The organism is Pseudooceanicola pacificus, from assembly GCF_009789075.1.
In the GTDB taxonomy this organism is placed as follows: Bacteria; Pseudomonadota; Alphaproteobacteria; order Rhodobacterales; family Rhodobacteraceae; genus Pseudooceanicola; species Pseudooceanicola pacificus.
On sequence record NZ_WNXQ01000013.1, the window covers coordinates 1 to 19,033 of the forward strand.

A 19,033-nucleotide genomic window follows, 5' to 3' on the forward strand; every position below is an offset into this window, starting at 1 on the left:
CGGCGTGCTGTCGGCAGCGCGCCCCGCCGATGCGGGCGAGCGCCCGGACCTGACCGAAACCGCGCCCGATCCGTTCGAGACCGGCACGAAATACGCCGTGGCCAGCTCACGCCGCCCGGCCACCCGGCCCAGTGGCTTTGACAAGGTCGTCGCCGCCGCGATGGCCGCGCCGGTCCGCCCCGCGGCCGTGGTCGCCCCGCGCCAGAGCATTGCGCCGACCGCGCCTTCCAGCGCCTCGGTCACGCGGCAGGCGACGGTGCGCAACGCGATCAACCTGAACCGGATCAACCTGATCGGCGTCTATGGCCAGCCCTCCAGCCGCCGCGCGCTGATCCGCCTGTCCGATGGCCGCTACAAGAAGGTCAAGGTCGGCGACAGTATCGACGGCGGGCGCATCTCCTCCATCGGCGATGGCGAGCTGCAATATGTGAAGGGCGGTCGCAGCGTCCGCCTGACCATGCCCAAGGGCTGAGGGCCCGGCCCGCGCGCCCTTTCTGACGCAAAGCCGCAGCCGCGGGTCGCGAACAGAGCGGCCAGTCCCCCCGGTTTCCGGCGAGAAGGATCCCGCCCCTCACCGCAACCCGGGACCGCCATGCACCTGCCGCTGGACCTGCCGCTCGACCGTACCGCCCTGCTGCTGATCGACCTGCAGGAGGAACACCGCCAGGATCCCCGCTACCTGGTCGACGGCTATGACGCGGTCCTCGCGCGTTCGGCCCGGCTGCTCGCCGCCGCCCGCACCGCGGGGCTGCGGGTGCTGCACGCCGCCTATCTGCGCGATTTCGCCAAGGTCCCGCCCCGCCCGTTCGAACCGGTGGATGCCGATGGCGCGCCCGCCTTCTCGGCCCCCGGCACCGCGCTGACGGATATCTGCCCCGAGGTCGCCCCGCGGCCGGGCGAGGAGCAGATCCTCAAGAACGACCTGTCCTGTTTCACCGACAGCGATTTCGTGGCAATGATGCAGCAGCCGCCGGAATGGATGATCGTCTGCGGCGTCTGGTCCGAGGCCTGCGTCGCCGCCACGATCCGCGATTGCGTCGCGCGCGGCATCCGCGTGCTGATGGTCAAGGACGCCTGCGGCAGCGGCACCCGGACCATGCATCAGGTCGCCATGCTGAACCTGGCCAACCGCCTCTACGGCGGCGCGGTGACCGATACCGCCGGGGCCGAGGCGCTGATCGCGGGCGACACGCAGACCGTCTGGCGCCTGCAGGGCGCCGCCCCCCTGCGCTTTGACGCCGATACGATCGCGGCGGAATTCGCCCGGCTCTGAATGCGGATCACTGCAGCGGCGCGATGCCCAGCCAGCGCATCAGCGCGCCCAGCATCCGCCCCTGTTCCGCCGCCGCGCCGTGCTGCACCTCGACGTTGTAATACGGCGTGCGGCGGGTCAGGGCGACGTGGTTGGACAGGGAACAGTCGTTGCGCCCGGGGGTGACCCATTCGTGGATCACGTTGATGCCGTGACGGTGGAAATAGGCGACCGCCCCCTGCGCGGCGCGGTCCTGGTCATAGGGCACCCGGCCCGGGATCAGGATCGCATTGTCCGGATCCGCCAGCCCCCTCGCCGGGCCCGGGGCCGCGAGGCCCCGCCGCCCCGGCGCATTCACCGCAACTGAGAAATCGCCCGCCCCGCCGGTGGCCGCATGACCGTCATGATTGTTGTGCAGCGACAGCACCGGCGCGTCGGGGCCGAAATGCCGCAGGATCTCGGCGGTGAACTCGGGCGAGGGGCCGTCGCGCATCCGGCGGCAGGGGGCGACCAGCGACGCCGCGCCGCCGAAGTTGTGGTTGGGATCCTGCCCTTCGTTGGTGCGCTGCCCGCCGGTGTCCAGCGCCACCAGCGTGCCGCCATAGACCTGCACCGCCTCCAGCCCTGTGTCAAAGGCGGTGTCCTCGTCGTCATGCAGCACCACCAGCGCCAGCCGGTCCGGCGCCAGCAGATTGCGCACGATGCTGAAGCGCCAGGTACGCCCGCCCTCGTAAATCGCGACAAGCGAGACGCAGAGCGCGCGGTCCCCGTCGATGCGCCCGGCATTGCGGCGCAGGTCCTCGTCGCGCAGCCTGATCGCGCGATAGCAGCGCGGCGTGGCGCGGCGCTGGCCGGCGGGGGCCGCGCCTTCGGGCGCGCGGGGGCTGGGCGGGGGCTGCTGCGCCGGGGCCGCCAGCGGCAGCGCCAGGGCCAGCAGGATCAGGGCGGCCCGCACCCTCACCCGGTCAGCCCCGCATCGCGCCCGGCCGCACAGGCAACAATCCGCCGTTCGCGCGGGCCGCGTGCCGCCTTTGGCGGACACAACTGCGTGATGGATCGGCAGGAGGCAGGCCGATGACCCGGGCGGAACCCGCCAAATATATGTACAAAAGGGGAAAATCCGGCCCGCACGGCGCAGTCAACCCGCTGAAGCGCTGCCGCGACAGGTGGTCGCCGGGCCGGTCACCGGGAAATTGGCTTGGTTGGAAATCTGGTATCCTCCGCGTCACATGTTATCCTAACCTGACATGCATACAGCACGGATGACAGGCAGCCAGACCCTATGAACCTCAGCACCAGGGCCACGCTTCTCGCAAGCCTGCTCATGACCCCTATTCCCGTCACGGCGCTTGCCGCCGAGGTGACCGTCGACGCCCCCGCGGCAGACCTCGAACTGCGCGAGGCGCTGCGGGCCGCGTCGCTCTCGGCCACCTCGGTCGACGAGGGCGTGACCGACGGGCAGGAACTGCTGGCCGCGGCCAAGGCCGATTACCGCCGCATGCTGGCCGCGCTTTACGAGGCGGGGCATTTCGGTGGCCAGGTGTCGATCCGGCTGGACGGGCGCGAGGCCTCGGGGATGTCGATCCTGCGCGAGGTTCCGACCATCAACTCCATCGTCCTGTCGGTGGTTCCCGGGCCCGAATTCACCTTTTCCGAGGCCCGCGTGGCCCCCCTGCCCGCCGGGAGCGAACCGCCCGAGGACTTTGCCCCGGGCAAGCCCGCCAGCACCCCGGTGATGCGCGACGCGGCCCAGGGCGGCGTCGAGGCCTGGCGCGAAGACGGCCATGCCCGGGCCGAGATTGCCGGTCAGCAGATCACCGCCAACCACGCCAGCAACACCATCGCCGCGCGCATCGAACTGGCCCCCGGGCCCAAGCTCAGGTTCGGCCGCACGCTGCTGACGCCGGGATCGCGCGAAAGCGGGGTGCGCCCGGAACGCATCACCGCCATTGCCGGCCTGCCGGAGGGAGAGACCTTTTCCCCCAGCGAGGTCAACAAGGCCGAACGCCGCCTGCGCCGCACCGGCGCCTTCCGCTCGGCGGTGATCGAAGAGGCCAAGGATATCGGCCCCGGCGACACGCTGGACATGATCGTCGATGTCGACGACGCGCGCCGCCACCGCTTTGGCGTGGGGGCCGAGGTCAGCTCGACCGAGGGGGTCGGGCTCAGCGCCTACTGGATGCACCGCAACCTGCTGGGCGGGGCCGAGCGGCTGCGTATCGACGGCGAGGTCAACGGCATCGGCGGCAACAGCGGCGGCATCGACTACAAGCTGGGCGCCTCGCTCATCCGCCCGGCGTTCAAGCATCCCGACATGGACCTGCGCTTTGGCGTGAACATCGAAAGCAAGGACGAGCCGTCCTTTACCTCGGACATTGCCGAGGCCACGGTCGGCCTGCGCCGCTTCGTGACCGAGGACCTGACCGCGAGCTTCGACCTGGGGTTCCGCGCCTCCAAGAGCACCGATGCCTTCGGCACCCGCGATTTCCGCCATGTGACGATGGAATTCGGCGTCGAATGGGACAAGCGCAACAACGAGCTGAACCCCAGCAAGGGCTTTTATATCGAGGCCTCGGCCCTGCCCTTCATCGGTGTGTCCGGGTCCGAAAGCGGCGTGCTGCTCAAGGCCGACCTGCGCGGCTATACCGAACTCGGCAGCGACAAGTTCATCCTGGCCGGGCGGGCGCAGCTCGGCTCCGTTCCCGGGGCGTCGCTGGCGGGCACCCCGCCCGACTACCTGTTCTTTTCGGGCGGCGGCGGCACCGTGCGCGGCCAGGAATACCAGTCCCTGGGCGGCGGCACCGTGAACGGCCGCGAGGTCGGCGGGGAAAGCTTTGTCGGCCTGACGACCGAGCTGCGCACCATGGTCACCAAGACCATCGGCGTGGTCGGCTTTGTCGATTACGGCATGGTCAGCCCCGAACCGACCTTCGAGGGCGGCAACTGGCATGCCGGCGCGGGCTTGGGCGCGCGCTACTTCACCCCCATCGGGCCGATCCGGCTGGACGTCGCCGTTCCGGTGTCCGGCGAAAGCGGATTTGGCCTGTACGTCGGAATTGGACAATCGTTTTGAAACGTCTCGCCCTGTGCCTGATCCTCTCGCTGCTTGCCGCCCTGCCGCTCCGGGCGCAGGACGACGACCAGGGCTTCCTGACCCGGCTGATCCAGGACCAGCTGTCCGACACCGGCCGGGCGGTGAACATCACCGGCTTTCGCGGCGCGCTGTCGTCCAATGCCACGATGGACCGGATGACCATCGCGGATGACGATGGCGTCTGGCTGGAACTGACGGGCGCCGTGCTCGACTGGAACCGCACCGCCCTGCTGCGCGGGCGGCTGGTGATCAACGCGCTGACGGCCGAGAGCATCACCCTCTCGCGCCTGCCGGTGTCCGACGCGCCCCCCTCGCCCGAGGCCTCGGGCTTCAAGATCCCCGAACTGCCGGTGTCGGTGCAGATCGGCGAGATCCGGGCCGACAAGGTGACCCTGGGCCAGCCGATCCTTGGCGAAGAGGTCACCCTGCGCCTGACCGGCAGCGCCGCCCTGGCCGATGGCGGCATGGACGTGGCGCTTGACGTCAACCGCACCGACAAGGCCGGGCAGTTCATCGTCGACCTGTCCTACGATCCGTCTGCCGAAACGCTGGCGGTGAACCTCGACCTGACCGAACCCGAGGGCGGGATCGCGGCGCGGCTGATGAACCTGCCGGGCCGCCCCTCGGTCGCGCTCAAGGTCGCGGGCACCGGCCCGCTGGACGACTACCGCGCCGATATCGACCTCAAGACCGATGGCGAGGACCGGCTGAACGGCAATGTCACGCTTGCGGGCATCGAGTCCGGCGGGCGCAGCTTTGCCGCCGAGCTGAGCGGCGATGTCACCGCGCTGATCGCGCCCGATTACCGCGAATTCTTTGGCCCCGACGTGGGGCTGTCGGCCGCCGGGCAGCGGGGCGATGACGGGGCCATCGTGCTGGACCGGTTCAGCCTGGCCAGCGCCGCGATGCAGTTGCAGGGCAAGGCCGACATCGGCCCGGACGGCATGCCGCGCAGCTTTGCCGTGACCGGTGTCGTCAGCCACGAGGACGGATCGCCCGTCACCCTGCCCTTCGGCAATGACATCGCCGTGGCCCGCACCGACCTTGACGTGACTTATGATGCCGCGCAGGGGAACGATGTGACCGGCGCCTTCACCATCGCCGATTTCTCGATGCCCGGCTATGCGGCGGGATCGGTGCAGCTGATCCTGGATGGCACGATCACCCCGACAAGCCCGGTTGCGGTGGGCAATGACATTACCTTTTCGGCCTATGGGCTCAGCGCCGAGGACCCGGCGGTGGCCCGCGCCATCGGCGAAGAGATCACCGGCGCGGCCCGGATCGACTGGACCCAGGGCCAGCCCCTGATGATCCGCGATCTGCGGCTCGACGGCGCGAGCTATGGCGCCACGCTTGACGCCGACCTCTCGACCCAGGAGGGCACCAGCGTGCTGCGCGCCGAAGGCCGGGCCGAGGCACGCGACCTGGCCGCATTTGCCCCGCTGGCAGGGGTCGAGCTGCGCGGCGCGGCGGATATGGCGATCGACGTGAATGCCGACCTGCTGGGCGGCACGTTCAAGCTGGTCGCCGAGGGCGGGACCGACGGGCTGGCGCTTGGCATCGCCCAGGTCGATCCGCTGCTCTCGCCGCCCGCGACGCTGAAGCTGGACGTCGAACGCGGCACCGGCGGGCTGACGCTGAACACCTTCGATCTGACCAATGCCGAGCTTGCGGCCAATGCCTCGGGCACCCTGGCCAGCGACAGCGGCACCATCAGCTATTCGGCCCGGCTGGCCAATGCCGGCATCTTCACCGGTACCGAAAGCGGCCCGCTGGCCATTGCCGGCGCGCTGGAACAGCGGCCCGACGGTCTACATGTCACCGCCATCGGCGGCGGCGAGGACCTGCGCCTGGGGATCGACCCGGTGGACCGGCTGCTGGCCGGGGGCGCCTCGCTGGATGTGTCGCTGACAGCGGGCGACCGCATCCTGCTGGACAAGGCCAACATCATCACAGACCAGGCCGAGATCCGCGCCGAGGGCGAGCTGACCGAAGGCGCGCGCGGCGTGAACGTCGCCTTGCTGCTGAAGAACTCGGCCCTGTTCACCGGGGGCGAGGCCGGGCCGGTCTCGGTCGACATGCGGGCCGAGGAACAGGGCGATTACTGGCAGGTCACGGCCAAGGGCGGCGGGCGCGATATCGGCATCGGCAACGCCTTGGTCGATCCGCTCTTTGCCGGGGCGACCGAACTGGACATCGCGGTGCTGGTGGGCGAACGCCTGCTGGTGCAAAAGGCCGATATCTCCAACCCGCAGCTGAACGTCTCGGCCAAGGGCGAGGTGACGGACGGCGTGCCGGATATCGAGGTGACGGGCCGGCTGGACAACACCGCCATCTTCACCGGCGGGCGGGCCGGGCCGCTGGACCTGGATGCCCAGGTGACGCAGGAGGGCGGCGATTACGTGGTCAACCTGACCGGCACCGGGCAGGATATCGGCATCGGCAATGACATGGTCGACCCGCTGTTCCGGGGCGTCACCCAGCTGCGCCTGGCCCTGTCGGCGGGGGAACGCATCCTGCTGCGCGAGGCGCGGATCACCAATGACCAGGCCGATCTGGGCGTCAGCGGCGAGCTGACCGAGGGCGCGCGCAAGCTGGACGCCACCGGGCGGCTGAACAACAGCGCCATCTTCACCGGCGGCCGCGCCGGGCCGCTGGAGCTGACCGCCAGCGCAACCCAGCAGGGCAATGGCTATGTCATCGCGCTGGATGGCACCGGCACCAATCTGGGGATCGGCACTCCGGCGGTGGACGATCTGCTGGGCGGGCGCACGGCGATCCTGCTGCGCGCCACCGTCGACGGCCCAAAGATCGCCATCGCGCAATTCGCCATCGACGGGGTGGCGCTGGATGCCTCAGGCTCGGGGCTGATCGCGCCCGAGGCGACCTCGCTGCTGCTGTCGGCCCGGCTGGACGACGTGGCCCGGCTGACCGGCAGCCTGTCCGGCCAGTTGAGCGCCGAGGCCAAGATCAACCAGACCGCCAGTGCCACCGACCTGGATGTCAGCCTTGTCGGCCCGGGCAATGCGACCGTGCAGGCCAAGGGCCAGGTCGGTCTGCCCGGCGGCCGGGTCGCGCTGAAGATCGACGGCCAGGCGCCGCTGGCTCTGGCCAATGCCTTCATCACGCCGCAGTCGGCCAGCGGCATGGCGGCATTCGACCTGTCGATGAACGGCCAGCCCGGGCTGGGCGCCCTGACCGGCAGGCTCGACCTCGTCGGCGGGCGCATCGTCCTGCCCGAGCTGCAGCAGATCGTCGAGGACATCAACGGCTCGATCAACCTGTCCGGCGGGCGGGGCGAGGTGAACGTCAGCGCCGGGCTGGGCGAGGGCACGATCCGCGTCACCGGCCCGGTGCAGCTGTCCGCCCCCTTTGACGCCAACCTGCGCGCCGCCATCGCCAATGTGCGCGTGGAACGTTCGGGCCTGGCCTCGACCGTGCTGAACGGCGAGGCGGTGGCCTCGGGCCCGCTGCTTGGCAACGGCCGGATCACCGCCGATATCGGCCTGTCAAAGACCGAGATCCGGATCCCCTCGGGCTCGCTCGGCGGGCTGGAACCGATCCCCGAGATCACCCATATCGCCGAACCCGCCGCCAGCCGCCTCACCCGCGAACGCGCCGGGCTGATTTCCGACGGAACAGAGGCCAGCGGCCCCTCGCCCGCCAGCAATCTCGGGCTGGACGTGGTGGTGCGCTCGGACGATCCGATCTTCGTCCGGGGCCGCGGGCTGGATGCCGAGCTGCGCGGCTTCATCCGTATCCGGGGCACGGTTGGCGATCCGCAGCCCACCGGAACCTTCGACCTGGTGCGCGGGCGGCTGAACCTGCTGACCAAGCGGCTGGACCTGACCGAGGGGCGGATCAGCCTGGCGGGCTCCTTCGAGCCGACGATCCGGTTGGTGGCCCAGAACCGGGGGGACCAGTACACCGTGCAGGTGGTGATCGAGGGCCCCGCCTCGGAACCCCAGGTCACCTTCGAATCGCAACCCGAACTGCCCGAAGACGAAGTCCTGTCGCAGCTCTTCTTCTCGCGCGACCTTGCGTCGCTGTCGGTTCTGCAAGCGGCCAAGCTGGCCGCCGCCGTGGCCGAGCTGACGGGCCGCAGCAGCGGCGGTGTGCTGGGCAAGCTGCGCGAGAACACGGGACTCGACGATCTGGACATCAGCCAGACCGAGGATGGCGACACCTCGCTGCGCGCGGGCAAGTACCTGTCGGAAAACGTCTATACCGATGTCGAGGTGCAGAGCACTGGCGAAACCAACCTGTCGATCAACCTGGACCTGACCGAACACCTGACCGGCAAGGGAAAGGTGTCGAATTCGGGCGAAACCAGCCTGGGGCTGTTTTACGAAAAGGATTATTAGTCTCTTCATGACAGGAGCCGCAGTCACCATGCGGAACGGTATGCGCCTGAGGGTCGAAATAGGAGATTCTTTGCCGACCCTCCATCCACCAAGGGTTGTGTTCTTGGGAAATTGACCCGATACTTAACGCAGGGTCAGATCGTCCAAAAGTTAATGAGTTTAGGGGTCACGAGCGGATCTTACCCGGGGTTCCTTGGGGTTGCTGCGCATGGCCCGTGCACTCGGCTCATGTGATCACGCAAGCATTTGCTCCCATCAGTGGCGCCGGGGAACCCCTCCCTCGTCAGGCGGGCCGGGCGGCCAGTCCGGCGTAGAGATGCCAGGTGGCGTGACCCAGCCAGGGCAGCACCACGAAAAGGCCCAGGAACGCGGGCAGCATCGCCACCGCCGTCACCGCCGCAACAAAGACACCCCATGCCAGCATCGCCACCGGGCTGCCCGTGACCGTCCCGAAAGAGGCGATCATGGCGGTCACGAAATCGACCTCGCGGTCCAGCAGCAGCGGCAGGGCGATCACCGTGATCATGTAAAGGAGCAAGGCAAAGCCCGCGCCGACCAGCCCGCCGACCGCCAGCATGGCCAGCCCCTCGGGCGAGACGAAGACCTCCATCGAGGTCGAGACATTGGTCATCGCCGACAGCCCCAGGAACAGGGCGAATATCATGTGGCCGAGGAAGAACCAGAACAGGAACAGGATCAGGATCACCGCGCAGAGCGAGGGCAATTGCCGCCTGCCCTGCCGCACGATCACCAGCAGCACCGGGCCCAGATCCAGATGCAGCCCCCGGTGCAACCGGCGCGACACCTCGTATAGCCCGACCGCCGCGAAGGGGCCGATCAGCGGAAAGGAAATCGCGGCGAAGATCAGCCAGTAGACCTGCCCGCTGAGCCAGGTGACAGCCACCATCCCCCATCCGGCCAGCACATAGGGCAGGCTGAAGAGGAAACCGTATCCCGGCGCCGCGATCATGTCGCGCAGGCCAAGGCGCAGCGCCCGCGACAGGTCGGCAAAGCTGGCCCGCGCCAGCGGCGGCACCCCGGGCAGCGGATCGGTCATCGGGGCCTCCTGTCCCTGTCTTCGCGGCAAGAGAGCCGCTCGCCCCCGCGAAATCAAATGCATTCGCCGGGCACCTTTGGGGGCCGGGCGCGCCGCGCTCAGGCCAGCGGCGGGCGCTTGTCCGGCCAGCCCGTGGCCTCGTGCCAGGCCTGACCCAGTTGCAGCACCTCCAGATCGCCGCCGCGCGGGCCGACGATCTGCAACCCGATGGGCAGCCCGCCCGGCCCGAACCCGGCCGGCACGCCAAAGGCCGGGAGGCCCAGCAGGCTGGCCGGGATCACGACCTCCATCCAGCGATGATAGGTGTCCATCGCCTGCCCGCCCAGCTCGGTCGGGTGCGGCCAGTCCACCGGGAAGGGAAAGCATTGCGCCGTCGGCAGCACCAGGGCGTCATAGCGATCGAAGACCCGCACCGCCTGTGCGAACCAGTCTGACCGGATGGCGCTGGCGCGCTGCACCTCCATCGCGCTCATCGCCAGCCCGCGCTCGATCTCCCAGACCGAGGAGGCCTTGAGTTTCGCGCGCTTCAGCGGATCGGCATAGAGAACCTCCTGGCGCGCCGCGACCGAGAAGCTGCGCAGCGTGGTCCAGCTGTCCCACAGCTTGTCGGCCGGAAACGGCGGATCCACCGCCTCGACCTCGCAGCCCATGTCGGCAAAGGCCGACAACGCGGCCTCGCAGGTCTCCAGTACGCCCGGTTCCATCGGGTAGGCGCCGCCCCAGTTGCCCGCCCAGGCGATGCGGCGCCCCTTGACCGGCGCCTCGATCCGCGCGGCAAAGGAGGGCTGCTGCGGCAGGGCCAGCGGCAGGCGCGGGTCGGGCCCCGCCATGATGTCGAGCAGATGCGCCACGTCCTTTGGCGCGCGGCCCATCGGCCCCAGGGTCGACAGCAGGTGCAGGTAGACGTCGCCCCCCGGCTCCTGCGGGACCAGCCCCCAGCTGGGGCGGAAGCCGTAGACATTGTTCCAGCCCGCCGGGTTGCGCAGGCTGCCCATCGCATCGGACCCGTCGCAGACCCATTGCATGCCCAGCGACAGGGCCGCCCCCGCCCCGCCCGAAGACCCGCCCGCGGTGCGGCTGTCGTCATAGGGGTTGCGGGTGGGCCCGAAGACCGGGTTCGTGGTATGCGAGCCCAGGCCGAATTCCGGCACGTTGGTCTTGCCGATGAAGATCGCCCCCGCCGCCCGCATCCGTCCGATGGACAGGTCGTCCGCCGCCGGCATGGTCCCGGCAAAGAGCGGCGATCCCATCGAGGTCGGCAGCCCCCTGGCATTGGCCAGGTCCTTGACCGCGACGGGGATGCCATGCAGCCAGCCCCGGGGGGCCTCGGCGTCGGCGGCGCGGGCCTCTGCCAGCAACGCGTCCCGGTCACGCAGGGCCACGATGGCGTTGAAGCGCGGATTGACCGCCTCGAACCGCTCCAGCGCGGCCTCCATCACCTCGACCGCCGACACCTCGCGCGTGGCGATCCGGTGCGACAGGTCATCCGCGGTCATCCGGGTCAGTTCCATGCGCCTTGCCTTTCTGCTTCGTCCCTGGGCCGAGCGTAATCCCGTCACCGGCAGGGTCCATCCCCATTCAGACCGCCTTTTGCCGATTTCGCTATGCAGCGGGCCGGACCACTGGTCGCAAGGCCCTCTGTGCACTACTCTTTCAGGCAGCCATTTCGATCCGGGGAAATTTCCAATGATCAAGACGCTTCGCCTGTCCGCCCTGTCGCTCTGCCTGTCGGGCGCGCTCGCCGCGCCGGGCCTTGCCGCGCAATGCGGCAACACCTCGGCCGGGTTCAACAGCTGGAAGGCCGCCTTTGCACAAGAGGCCCAGGCCGCCGGGATCGGCGCGCGCGGGCTGCAGGCCCTGGCCGCGACCAGCTATTCACAAGGCACGATCAACGCCGACCGCAAACAGACCGGCGTGCGCTATTCGCTGAAGGATTTCATGCGCATCCGCGGCACGGCGGCCATCGCCAGCGGCGGAAAGCAACGCAAGGCGCGCAACCCTGACTTCTACGCCTCGCTGGAACGGACCTACGGCGTGCCAGCCGGCGTGCTGCTGGCGATCCACGGGATGGAAACCGGGTTCGGGCGGAACTTCGGCAAGTACTCGGTGCTCTCGTCTGTGGCCACGGTGGCCTATGACTGCCGCCGGACGGAGTTCTTCTCGCGCCACCTGATGGCCGCGCTGGAACTGGTGGACCGGGGGTGGCTCGCCGCCAATGCCATCGGCGCCGCCCACGGCGAGATCGGGCATACCCAGTTCCTGGCCGGCAATGTGCTGGGCTATGGGCAGGATGCCAATGGCGACGGGCGTATCGATCTGTTCAACGAGGCCGACGCCATGGCCTCCACCGCCAATTTCCTGGCCGCGAAGGGCTGGAAACGCGGCCAGCCCTATGCCGAAGGCACGGCGAATTTCCGGGTGCTGAACGAATGGAACGCGGCCACGGTCTATCAGCAGGCCATCGCGATCACCGGGGCGCAGATTGACGGATGAACCCGCGCCGGGCGCCCGCTGGCGGGCGCTCGCGCTGATCTGCCTGGGCGTGGTGGGCGTGCTCACCACCTGGTTCTCGGCCACTGCCGTGGGGCCCGATCTGATCGCGGCCTGGGCGCTGTCTCCGGCGCAGTCGGGCTGGCTGACCAATGCGGTGCAGATCGGATTCGTGCTGGGCGCGGTCGGGTCGAGCCTGGTGAACCTGCCCGATATCGTGCGGATGCACCGGCTGATCACCGCCTCGGCCCTGCTGGCCGCCGCGTCCAACGCCTGGCTGCTGACCGGACCCTCGCCCGGGGTGGCGGTGCTGGCCCGGATCGTGACCGGCGTGGCGCTGGCCGGGGTCTATCCCCCGGCGCTCAAGCTGATGGCGACCTGGTTCCTGCGCGGGCGCGGGCTGGCGCTCGGTTGCCTGATCGGGGCGCTGACGCTGGGCTCGTCGATGCCGCATCTCTTCCGCGCCGTGGCGGGCGGGCTGGCCTGGCAGCAGGTGGTGACCGCGGCCTCGGTCGCCGCGCTGCTCTCGGCCGCGATCTTTGCCTTCGCGGTGCGCGAGGGGCCGCACGGCTTCGGCCGGGCCACCTTCGATCCGGGGCAGAGCCTGCGGGTCCTGACCTCCCGCCCGCTGATGCTCGCCAATATCGGCTACTTCGGCCACATGTGGGAGCTCTATGCCATGTGGGCCTGGCTGCTGGCCTTTGCCACGGCGGCCCAGGCCGGCGGGCTTGCGCCCTTTCCGTTCGGGTCGCCCTCGATGCTGGTGTTCATCGTCGTGGCCTCGGGCGTGGCGGGCAGCATCGCGGGCGGGCTGCTGTCGGACCGGATCGGGCGCTGCCTGACGACGGCGGGGATGATGGTCCTGTCGGGGGCGGCGGCGCTGGCGATCGGCTTTGCCTTCGCCGGCCCGCCCTGGCTGCTGGCGGCTGTCGCGCTGATCTGGGGGATCACGGTGATCGGCGACAGTGCCCAGTTTTCGGCGGCGGTCACCGAACTGGCCGAGCCGCGCTTCGTCGGCACCGCGGTCGCCTTGCAGCTTGGCCTGGGTTTTGCCCTCACCGTCCTGGCCGTCTGGCTGATGCCGCATATCGCGGGCCTGCTTGGCGGCTGGCAATGGGCCTTCCTGGTGCTGGTCCCCGGCCCCGCTGTCGGCACCTGGGCCATGCTTGCCCTGCGCCGCCACCCCGAGGCCGCCAGGCTGGCCAACGGCCGCCGCTAGCGGCCCTGTCCAAAAGGAGCGCCTGCGGCGCACACGACGTTTTGCACCGCGCATCCGCGCGGTGCGTTTGTCGCCTCCGGCGGGCATATTTGGAGCAAGAGGAAGCAGGAGAAGGTCCAGCCCCCCGACCCTGTCGAGGGGCCTTCCCCTTGCACGGTCATCGGCGTGCCCGCCTGTACCGTGACTCCGTTGTGCCGGAGTCCGGTTAAGAGTCCGTTACTTCCTCTTGCTGAAAATATGCCCGCCGGAGGCTTCGGTCGCGCAGGCCCCCCCGGAGGGGTGGAATGCGCGGACGAACCCCCGCGCGACGCCGCAGGCGGCGCAACACCCTGGGGGTGTGATCACGCCTCGGCGTTGGCCTCTGCCCGGCTCTTGCCATGGGCGTCCATGGCGAGGGTCGCGGCCATCAGCCCGTCGAGATCGCCGTCCAGCACGCCGCCGGTGTCCGAGGTCTCGAAGCCGGTGCGCAGGTCCTTCACCATCTGGTAGGGCTGCAGCACATAGGACCGGATCTGGTTGCCCCAGCCCGCATCGCCCTTGGCCTCGTGTGCCTCGTTGATCGCCTGGTTCCGCTTGTCGAGTTCCAGCTGGTAGAGCCGGGACTTCAGCGCCTTCATGGCGATGTCGCGGTTCTGGTGCTGCGATTTCTCGGACGATGTCACCACGATCCCGGTCGGGAAGTGGGTGATCCGCACCGCCGAGTCCGTCTTGTTGACGTGCTGGCCGCCCGCGCCGGACGAGCGGTAGGTGTCGATGCGGATGTCGTTCGGCAGAACCTCGACCTCGATATTGTCATCCACCACCGGGTAGACCCAGACCGAGCTGAACGAGGTATGCCGCCGCGCCGCGCTGTCATAGGGGCTGATCCGCACCAGCCGGTGCACGCCGCTTTCCGATTTCAGCCAGCCATAGGCGTTGTGGCCGGAAATCTTGTAGGTCGCTGACTTGATCCCGGCCTCTTCGCCCGGGCTTTCGGACTGCAGTTCGACCTTGTAGCCCTTCTTCTCGGCCCAGCGGACATACATCCGCGCCAGCATCGAGGCCCAGTCGCAGCTTTCCGTGCCGCCGGCGCCGGAATGCACTTCGAGGAAGGTGTCGTTGCTGTCGGCCTCGCCGTCCAGCAGCGCCTCCAGCTCCTTCTCGGCGGCCTTCACCTTGAGCGCCCTGAGCGCATTTTCGGCCTCGGCCACGACATCGTCGTCGCCCTCTTCCTCGCCCATACCGATCAGTTCGACATTGTCGGTCATGTCCTGCGAGATCGACTCGTAGGTCTCCATCGCGTCCATCAGCATCTGGCGTTCGCGCATCAGGGCCTGCGCCTTGGTCGGGTCGTCCCAGAGGTTCGGGTCCTCGATCCGGGCGTTGAACTCTTCCAGCCGATAGGGCGCGGTCTCACGATCCATCCGCTGCGCCAGCAGCTTCAGGGTCTTTTCGATCTCGGCAACGATGTTCTGTGCTTCCGCGCGCATGGCCCGTGTCCGTCCTTCGGTTGAGTGCCGCGTGATACCGTGAAGCCCGCCGACGGGCAAGCCGGTGGCGCCCGGCGGCTGGCAGGCGGGGCGGCGCGAGGCCCCCCGCGCCGCATCCGGTGTCAGTAGAGCCCGCCCGACGACAGTGCACCAAAGCTGGCCTTGGGCCCGACCACGGCCTTCTTGCCGGTGGAGGTGGTGACCTCCTTGGCCTGGCTCTGGCGCACCTCGTCGAACAGCGGCAGGTTCGAGCCCATGGCAAAGCCCCCGTCGAAGGAGATGCCGAACACGGGCTCTTCCCCATCGCGGAAGTATTCCGCCACCACGTTCGGGCCCGAGGCATCGTCGCTCAGACGCGCGCCGGTGAAGCGGTCGATCTTGATGAAATGCCCCCCCGGGGGGATCTTGAACTTGCCGCCACCGTATTTCTTGACCGCTTGGGTCATGAAGCGCTGGAATACCGGCCCGCACATGCCCCCGCCCGAGGCGCCCCGGCCCAGCGGGCGCGGGTCGTCGTAGCCGATGTAGCAGCCCGCCACCACATTCGAGGTGAAGCCGATGAACCACACGTCCTTGGCGTCGTTGGTGGTGCCCGTCTTGCCCGCCGTGGGCACCGGCAGGTTGACCGAGCCGCTGGCCGTGCCGCGCTGCACCACGCCTTCGAGCATCGAGGTCAGCTGGTAGGCGGTGATCGCATCCATTACACGCTGCCGGTCCGACACGATGCGCGGCCCCTTGGCGGGCGGGATCGCCTCGGTGCCGCAATCCTCGCAGACGCGCTGGTCGTGGCGGTAGATGGTCTTGCCGTAGCGGTCCTGCACCCGGTCGACCAGCGTGGGTTCCACCCGCTCGCCGCCATTGGCGAACATGGCGTAGGCGGCAACCATGTTGAACAGCGTGGTTTCCTCGGATCCCAGGGCGTTGGCAAGATACTGGCCCATGTTCTCGTAGACGCCGAAGCGCTCGGCATAGGCGGCGACCACGTCCATGCCGACCTCCTGCGCCAGGCGCACGGTCATCAGGTTCCGCGAGCGTTCGATGCCGGTCCGCAGCGGCGTGGGGCCGTAATACTGGTTCGACGCGTTCTTGGGCCGCCACAGGCCCTGCGGCGTGTTGATCTCGATCGGGGCGTCGATGACGATGGTCGCGGGCGTATAGCCACTGTCCAGCGCCGAGGCATAGACGAAGGGCTTGAAGGAGGAGCCGGGCTGGCGCAGCGCCTGGGTCGCGCGGTTGAACACCGAGTGCTGGTAGCTGAAACCGCCCTGCATCGCGATCACCCGGCCGGTGTTCACATCCATTGCCATGAAGCCGCCTTCGACATCGGGCACCTGGCGCAAGGTCCAGCGGATGAAGCTGCCATCGGCATCGGCGGTCATCTTGCGCACCAGAACCACATCGCCCAGCTCAAGCAGGTCGTCCGCCGTATTGGCGCGGCTGGCCAGCTTGCCGTTGTCCAGCAGTTTGCGGGCCCATTGCACGTCCTTGGGCACGATCCAGTCGCCTTCGGGATCCGCGTCCACGCCCTCGATTCCGATGCGGGCCGCGCCGTTTTCGAACCCGAGGACAACCGCCGGGTGCCAGGGGTTTTCCAGCGTGATGTCGCGCGGGGCCTCGGTCGACGCCAGGGCGGCGCGCCAGGCGTCCTCGGTTCCCAGCTGATCCTCGGGGATGCGGGCGATGCGGCCGTGCCAGATGCCCCGGCCCCGGTCGTAATCCTCTAGCTGGGTGCGCAGGGCCTCGGCGGCCTCGACCTGCATTTCCGGGTCGATGGTGGCGCGCACGGCAAAGCCGCCGGTAAAGAATTCGCCTTCGCCAAAATCCTTGGACAGCTGGCGGCGGATCTCGTCGGTGAAATAGTCGCGCGGCGGCAGGTTGTCCTTGAAGCTTTCGAAATCGCCGTTCTGGACCGAGCGGAGGGGTTCGGCGACCTCCTTCTCATAGGCGGCCTTGGAGATGTAGCCGTTCTCTTCCATCTCGCGCAGCACGAAGTTGCGCCGCGCCAACAGCCGGTCCTTGTTGCGCACCGGGTGGAAATCCGACGGCGCCTTGGGCAGCGAGGCGAGGAAGGCGGCCTCGTGTGGGGCGAGGTCCGACAGCGCCTTGTTGAAATAGGTCTGGGCGGCCGCCGCCACGCCATAGGAGTTCTGGCCCAGGAAAATCTCGTTCAGGTACAGTTCAAGGATTTTTTCCTTGGGAAGCGTCTCTTCCAGCCGGGCGGCGAGGATGATTTCCTTGATCTTCCGCTCGATCCGCCGGTCGCCGGAAAGGAGGAAGTTCTTCATCACCTGCTGGGTGATGGTCGAGGCGCCGCGCACGTTCTTGCCGCGCGATTTCACCGCGTCGACGGCGGCGGCCAGCATGCCGCGCGTGTCATACCCGTGGTGGGTATAGAAATTCTTGTCCTCGGCCGAGATGAAGGCATGTTTCACCAGGTCGGGGATTTCTTCCGCCGGGGCGAACAGGCGGCGTTCGACCGCGAATTCGTCGATGATCCGGCCCTCGCCGGAATAGATCCGGCTGATCGTCTTGGGCTGGTACTGGGCCAGGCTTTCGTGACTGGGCAGATCGCGTCCATAGACCCAGAACACCGCGCCGATCGACAGCGCGATGACCATGGCCCCCAGCGTCACCATCGTGAAGATGGCGCCGAAGATGGAAAGAATGAATCGGATCAAACCCAGAGTCCCCCGTCAGGTGAGGGCATTATATACTAGGCCCCCGGGACAGGGTCAAAACACAAGAACCTGACCCTACGGCGTGTTTCTGCCCGTGCCGCCTATTGTCTGACCAGATGCGAGGCAGCGGTGTCGGCCACGACCCAGGCCTGTATCCCGTCGCGGATCGCCTCGGCCAGCCGGGTGCGGAACGCGGGGTCGGCCAGGTTCTTGCGATCGCGCGGGTTCGACAGGAATCCCAGCTCGATCAGGACCGAGGGGATATCGGGCGCCTTGAGCACCGAAAACCCCGCCGCCCGCACGGGGTGAGAGTTCACCGGCACCTCGGCCTTGCGCATCGCGTCCACCAGGGCATTGGCCACGCGGGTGCTGCGGGGCTGGGTTTCCAGCCGGGCGAGGTCCATCAACACGTCGGCCACCACGTCGTCCTTGCCGGTCAGGTCGACGCCCGACAGCAGGTCGTCGCGGTCGTGCCGCTCGGCCAGCTTGGCCGAGGCCTCGTCGGTCGCGGTCTCGGCCAGCAGGTGCACCACGGCGCCCTTGGCCCCGCCCTCGGGCAGCACATCGGCATGCAGCGACACGAACAGGTCGGCGCCACGTTCGTGCGCGATGGCGACCCGGCGTTCCAGCGACACGAAGCTGTCGTCGTTGCGGGTCAGCACCACGTCGATCCCGGTAGCGCGGATCAGCGCCTCGCGCAGCTCGCGGGCAAAGGTCAGCATCAGGTCCTTTTCGACCAGCCCCTCGCGTTCGGCGCCGGGGTCGATGCCGCCGTGGCCCGGGTCGATCACCACCACCAGCGGCCCGTCGGTGCGCGCCCGGGGCCGGGGCAGCATGTCGCCTTCGGGCAGGGCCCAGAGCGGATCGTCGGGCGGCATGCCCGACACGGCGGCAAAACGTTCGGGCGAGGCCGGGACAAACCGGGCCGACAGCTGCGCCGCACCGCTGCCATCGTCCACCTTCAGCCCCGCGCGGTCCAGCGCCATCGGGCGGGCCAGGTCGATCACCAGCCGCGACCAGCCGGGGCGGAAGGTGCCGTAGCGCAGGTCGGTCACCCCGTCCGAGTTCATCAGCGCCACCTTGTCGACGCCCTGCCAGTCGACCTCGCGGAAATCGAGCACGGCGCGCGGCGGACCGTCGAGGGTGAAGATGCGCCAGGGCACGCCCTGGGTCAGCCCCAGTTCCACCGACAGGGCATCGCCCCTGTCGCGAATCTGGCTGCTGGCCATGTCGACCCGGGCCAGGGCCGAAAACCCCTGCCCCGGCGGTGTCTGCGCCGCCCCCGCCACGGCAATCGCCGCGACCAGGGCCAGCGCCCCGAATGCCCGTGTGATTGTTCCGATCATGCCGCCTGCCTGCCCGGACGCCTTGCCGGCATCCTGTCCCGGCGCAGACTAGCCCAACCGGCGG

Annotated in this window: 11 protein-coding genes and 1 pseudogene; 6 read left to right on the forward strand and 6 right to left on the reverse strand. The window is 68.8% G+C overall.

From position 1 onward, the window contains the following. Nucleotides 1-472, forward strand: a pseudogene (locus GLS40_RS16375) (hypothetical protein); the annotation flags it as partial. Nucleotides 473-592: 120 nt separating this feature from the next. Beyond that, nucleotides 593-1,273: an isochorismatase family protein gene (locus tag GLS40_RS16380; RefSeq protein WP_160383739.1), complete on the forward strand. Its 681-nt coding sequence runs from the start codon at nucleotides 593-595 to the stop codon at nucleotides 1,271-1,273. A 7-nt stretch (nucleotides 1,274-1,280) separates the two neighbouring features. Here the strand turns inward: GLS40_RS16380 and GLS40_RS16385 are convergent, their stop codons facing one another. After that, the gene (locus tag GLS40_RS16385; protein WP_160383740.1) at nucleotides 1,281-2,213 is read right to left on the reverse strand and encodes a hypothetical protein; all 933 of its coding nucleotides are present in this window, start codon (nucleotides 2,211-2,213) and stop codon (nucleotides 1,281-1,283) included. Nucleotides 2,214-2,576: 363 nt separating this feature from the next. On the opposite strand from GLS40_RS16385, the gene GLS40_RS16390 reads away from it, so the two are divergent. Continuing rightward, nucleotides 2,577-4,325 (forward strand): autotransporter assembly complex protein TamA, encoded by a 1,749-nt coding sequence (locus GLS40_RS16390; RefSeq protein WP_235905965.1) that lies wholly within the window; start codon nucleotides 2,577-2,579, stop codon nucleotides 4,323-4,325. Continuing rightward, on the forward strand, nucleotides 4,322-8,710 hold the full coding sequence (locus tag GLS40_RS16395; RefSeq protein WP_160383742.1) for a translocation/assembly module TamB domain-containing protein: 4,389 nt from the start codon (nucleotides 4,322-4,324) through the stop codon (nucleotides 8,708-8,710). Before GLS40_RS16390 ends, GLS40_RS16395 begins: the two co-directional genes overlap by 4 nt. Before the next feature lie 283 nt (nucleotides 8,711-8,993). Here GLS40_RS16395 and GLS40_RS16400 read toward each other — a convergent pair whose 3' ends face one another. Both GLS40_RS16400 and GLS40_RS16405 read right to left on the reverse strand, forming a co-directional pair. Beyond that, nucleotides 8,994-9,767 carry a DUF2189 domain-containing protein gene (locus tag GLS40_RS16400; protein WP_160383743.1) on the reverse strand — a complete coding sequence of 258 codons (774 nt, stop codon included), beginning with the start codon at nucleotides 9,765-9,767 and terminating at the stop codon, nucleotides 8,994-8,996. 98 nt (nucleotides 9,768-9,865) lie between these two features. Beyond that, nucleotides 9,866-11,326: an amidase gene (locus tag GLS40_RS16405; protein ID WP_328598918.1), complete on the reverse strand. Its 1,461-nt coding sequence runs from the start codon at nucleotides 11,324-11,326 to the stop codon at nucleotides 9,866-9,868. 127 nt (nucleotides 11,327-11,453) lie between these two features. Here GLS40_RS16405 and GLS40_RS16410 point away from each other — a divergent pair, with 127 nt between their 5' ends. Together GLS40_RS16410 and GLS40_RS16415 are read left to right on the forward strand one after the other, a co-directional pair. Next, on the forward strand, nucleotides 11,454-12,260 hold the full coding sequence (locus GLS40_RS16410) for a lytic murein transglycosylase (protein WP_160383745.1): 807 nt from the start codon (nucleotides 11,454-11,456) through the stop codon (nucleotides 12,258-12,260). Further along, on the forward strand, nucleotides 12,250-13,476 hold the full coding sequence (locus GLS40_RS16415; protein ID WP_160383746.1) for an MFS transporter: 1,227 nt from the start codon (nucleotides 12,250-12,252) through the stop codon (nucleotides 13,474-13,476). Before GLS40_RS16410 ends, GLS40_RS16415 begins: the two co-directional genes overlap by 11 nt. 341 nt (nucleotides 13,477-13,817) lie before the next feature. Here the strand turns inward: GLS40_RS16415 and prfB are convergent, their stop codons facing one another. The 3 genes from prfB to GLS40_RS16430 all read right to left on the reverse strand — a co-directional run bounded on the left by prfB (nucleotide 13,818) and on the right by GLS40_RS16430 (nucleotide 18,969). Further along, nucleotides 13,818-14,945 carry a peptide chain release factor 2 gene (prfB, locus tag GLS40_RS16420; protein ID WP_160383747.1) on the reverse strand — a complete coding sequence of 376 codons (1,128 nt, stop codon included), beginning with the start codon at nucleotides 14,943-14,945 and terminating at the stop codon, nucleotides 13,818-13,820. A gap of 122 nt (nucleotides 14,946-15,067) precedes the next feature. Next, on the reverse strand, nucleotides 15,068-17,623 hold the full coding sequence (locus GLS40_RS16425) for a penicillin-binding protein 1A (protein ID WP_160383748.1): 2,556 nt from the start codon (nucleotides 17,621-17,623) through the stop codon (nucleotides 15,068-15,070). 101 nt (nucleotides 17,624-17,724) lie between these two features. After that, nucleotides 17,725-18,969, reverse strand: a complete 1,245-nt coding sequence (locus tag GLS40_RS16430) for an N-acetylmuramoyl-L-alanine amidase (RefSeq protein ID WP_160383749.1) — start codon at nucleotides 18,967-18,969, stop codon at nucleotides 17,725-17,727. Nucleotides 18,970-19,033: the final 64 nt, after the last annotated feature.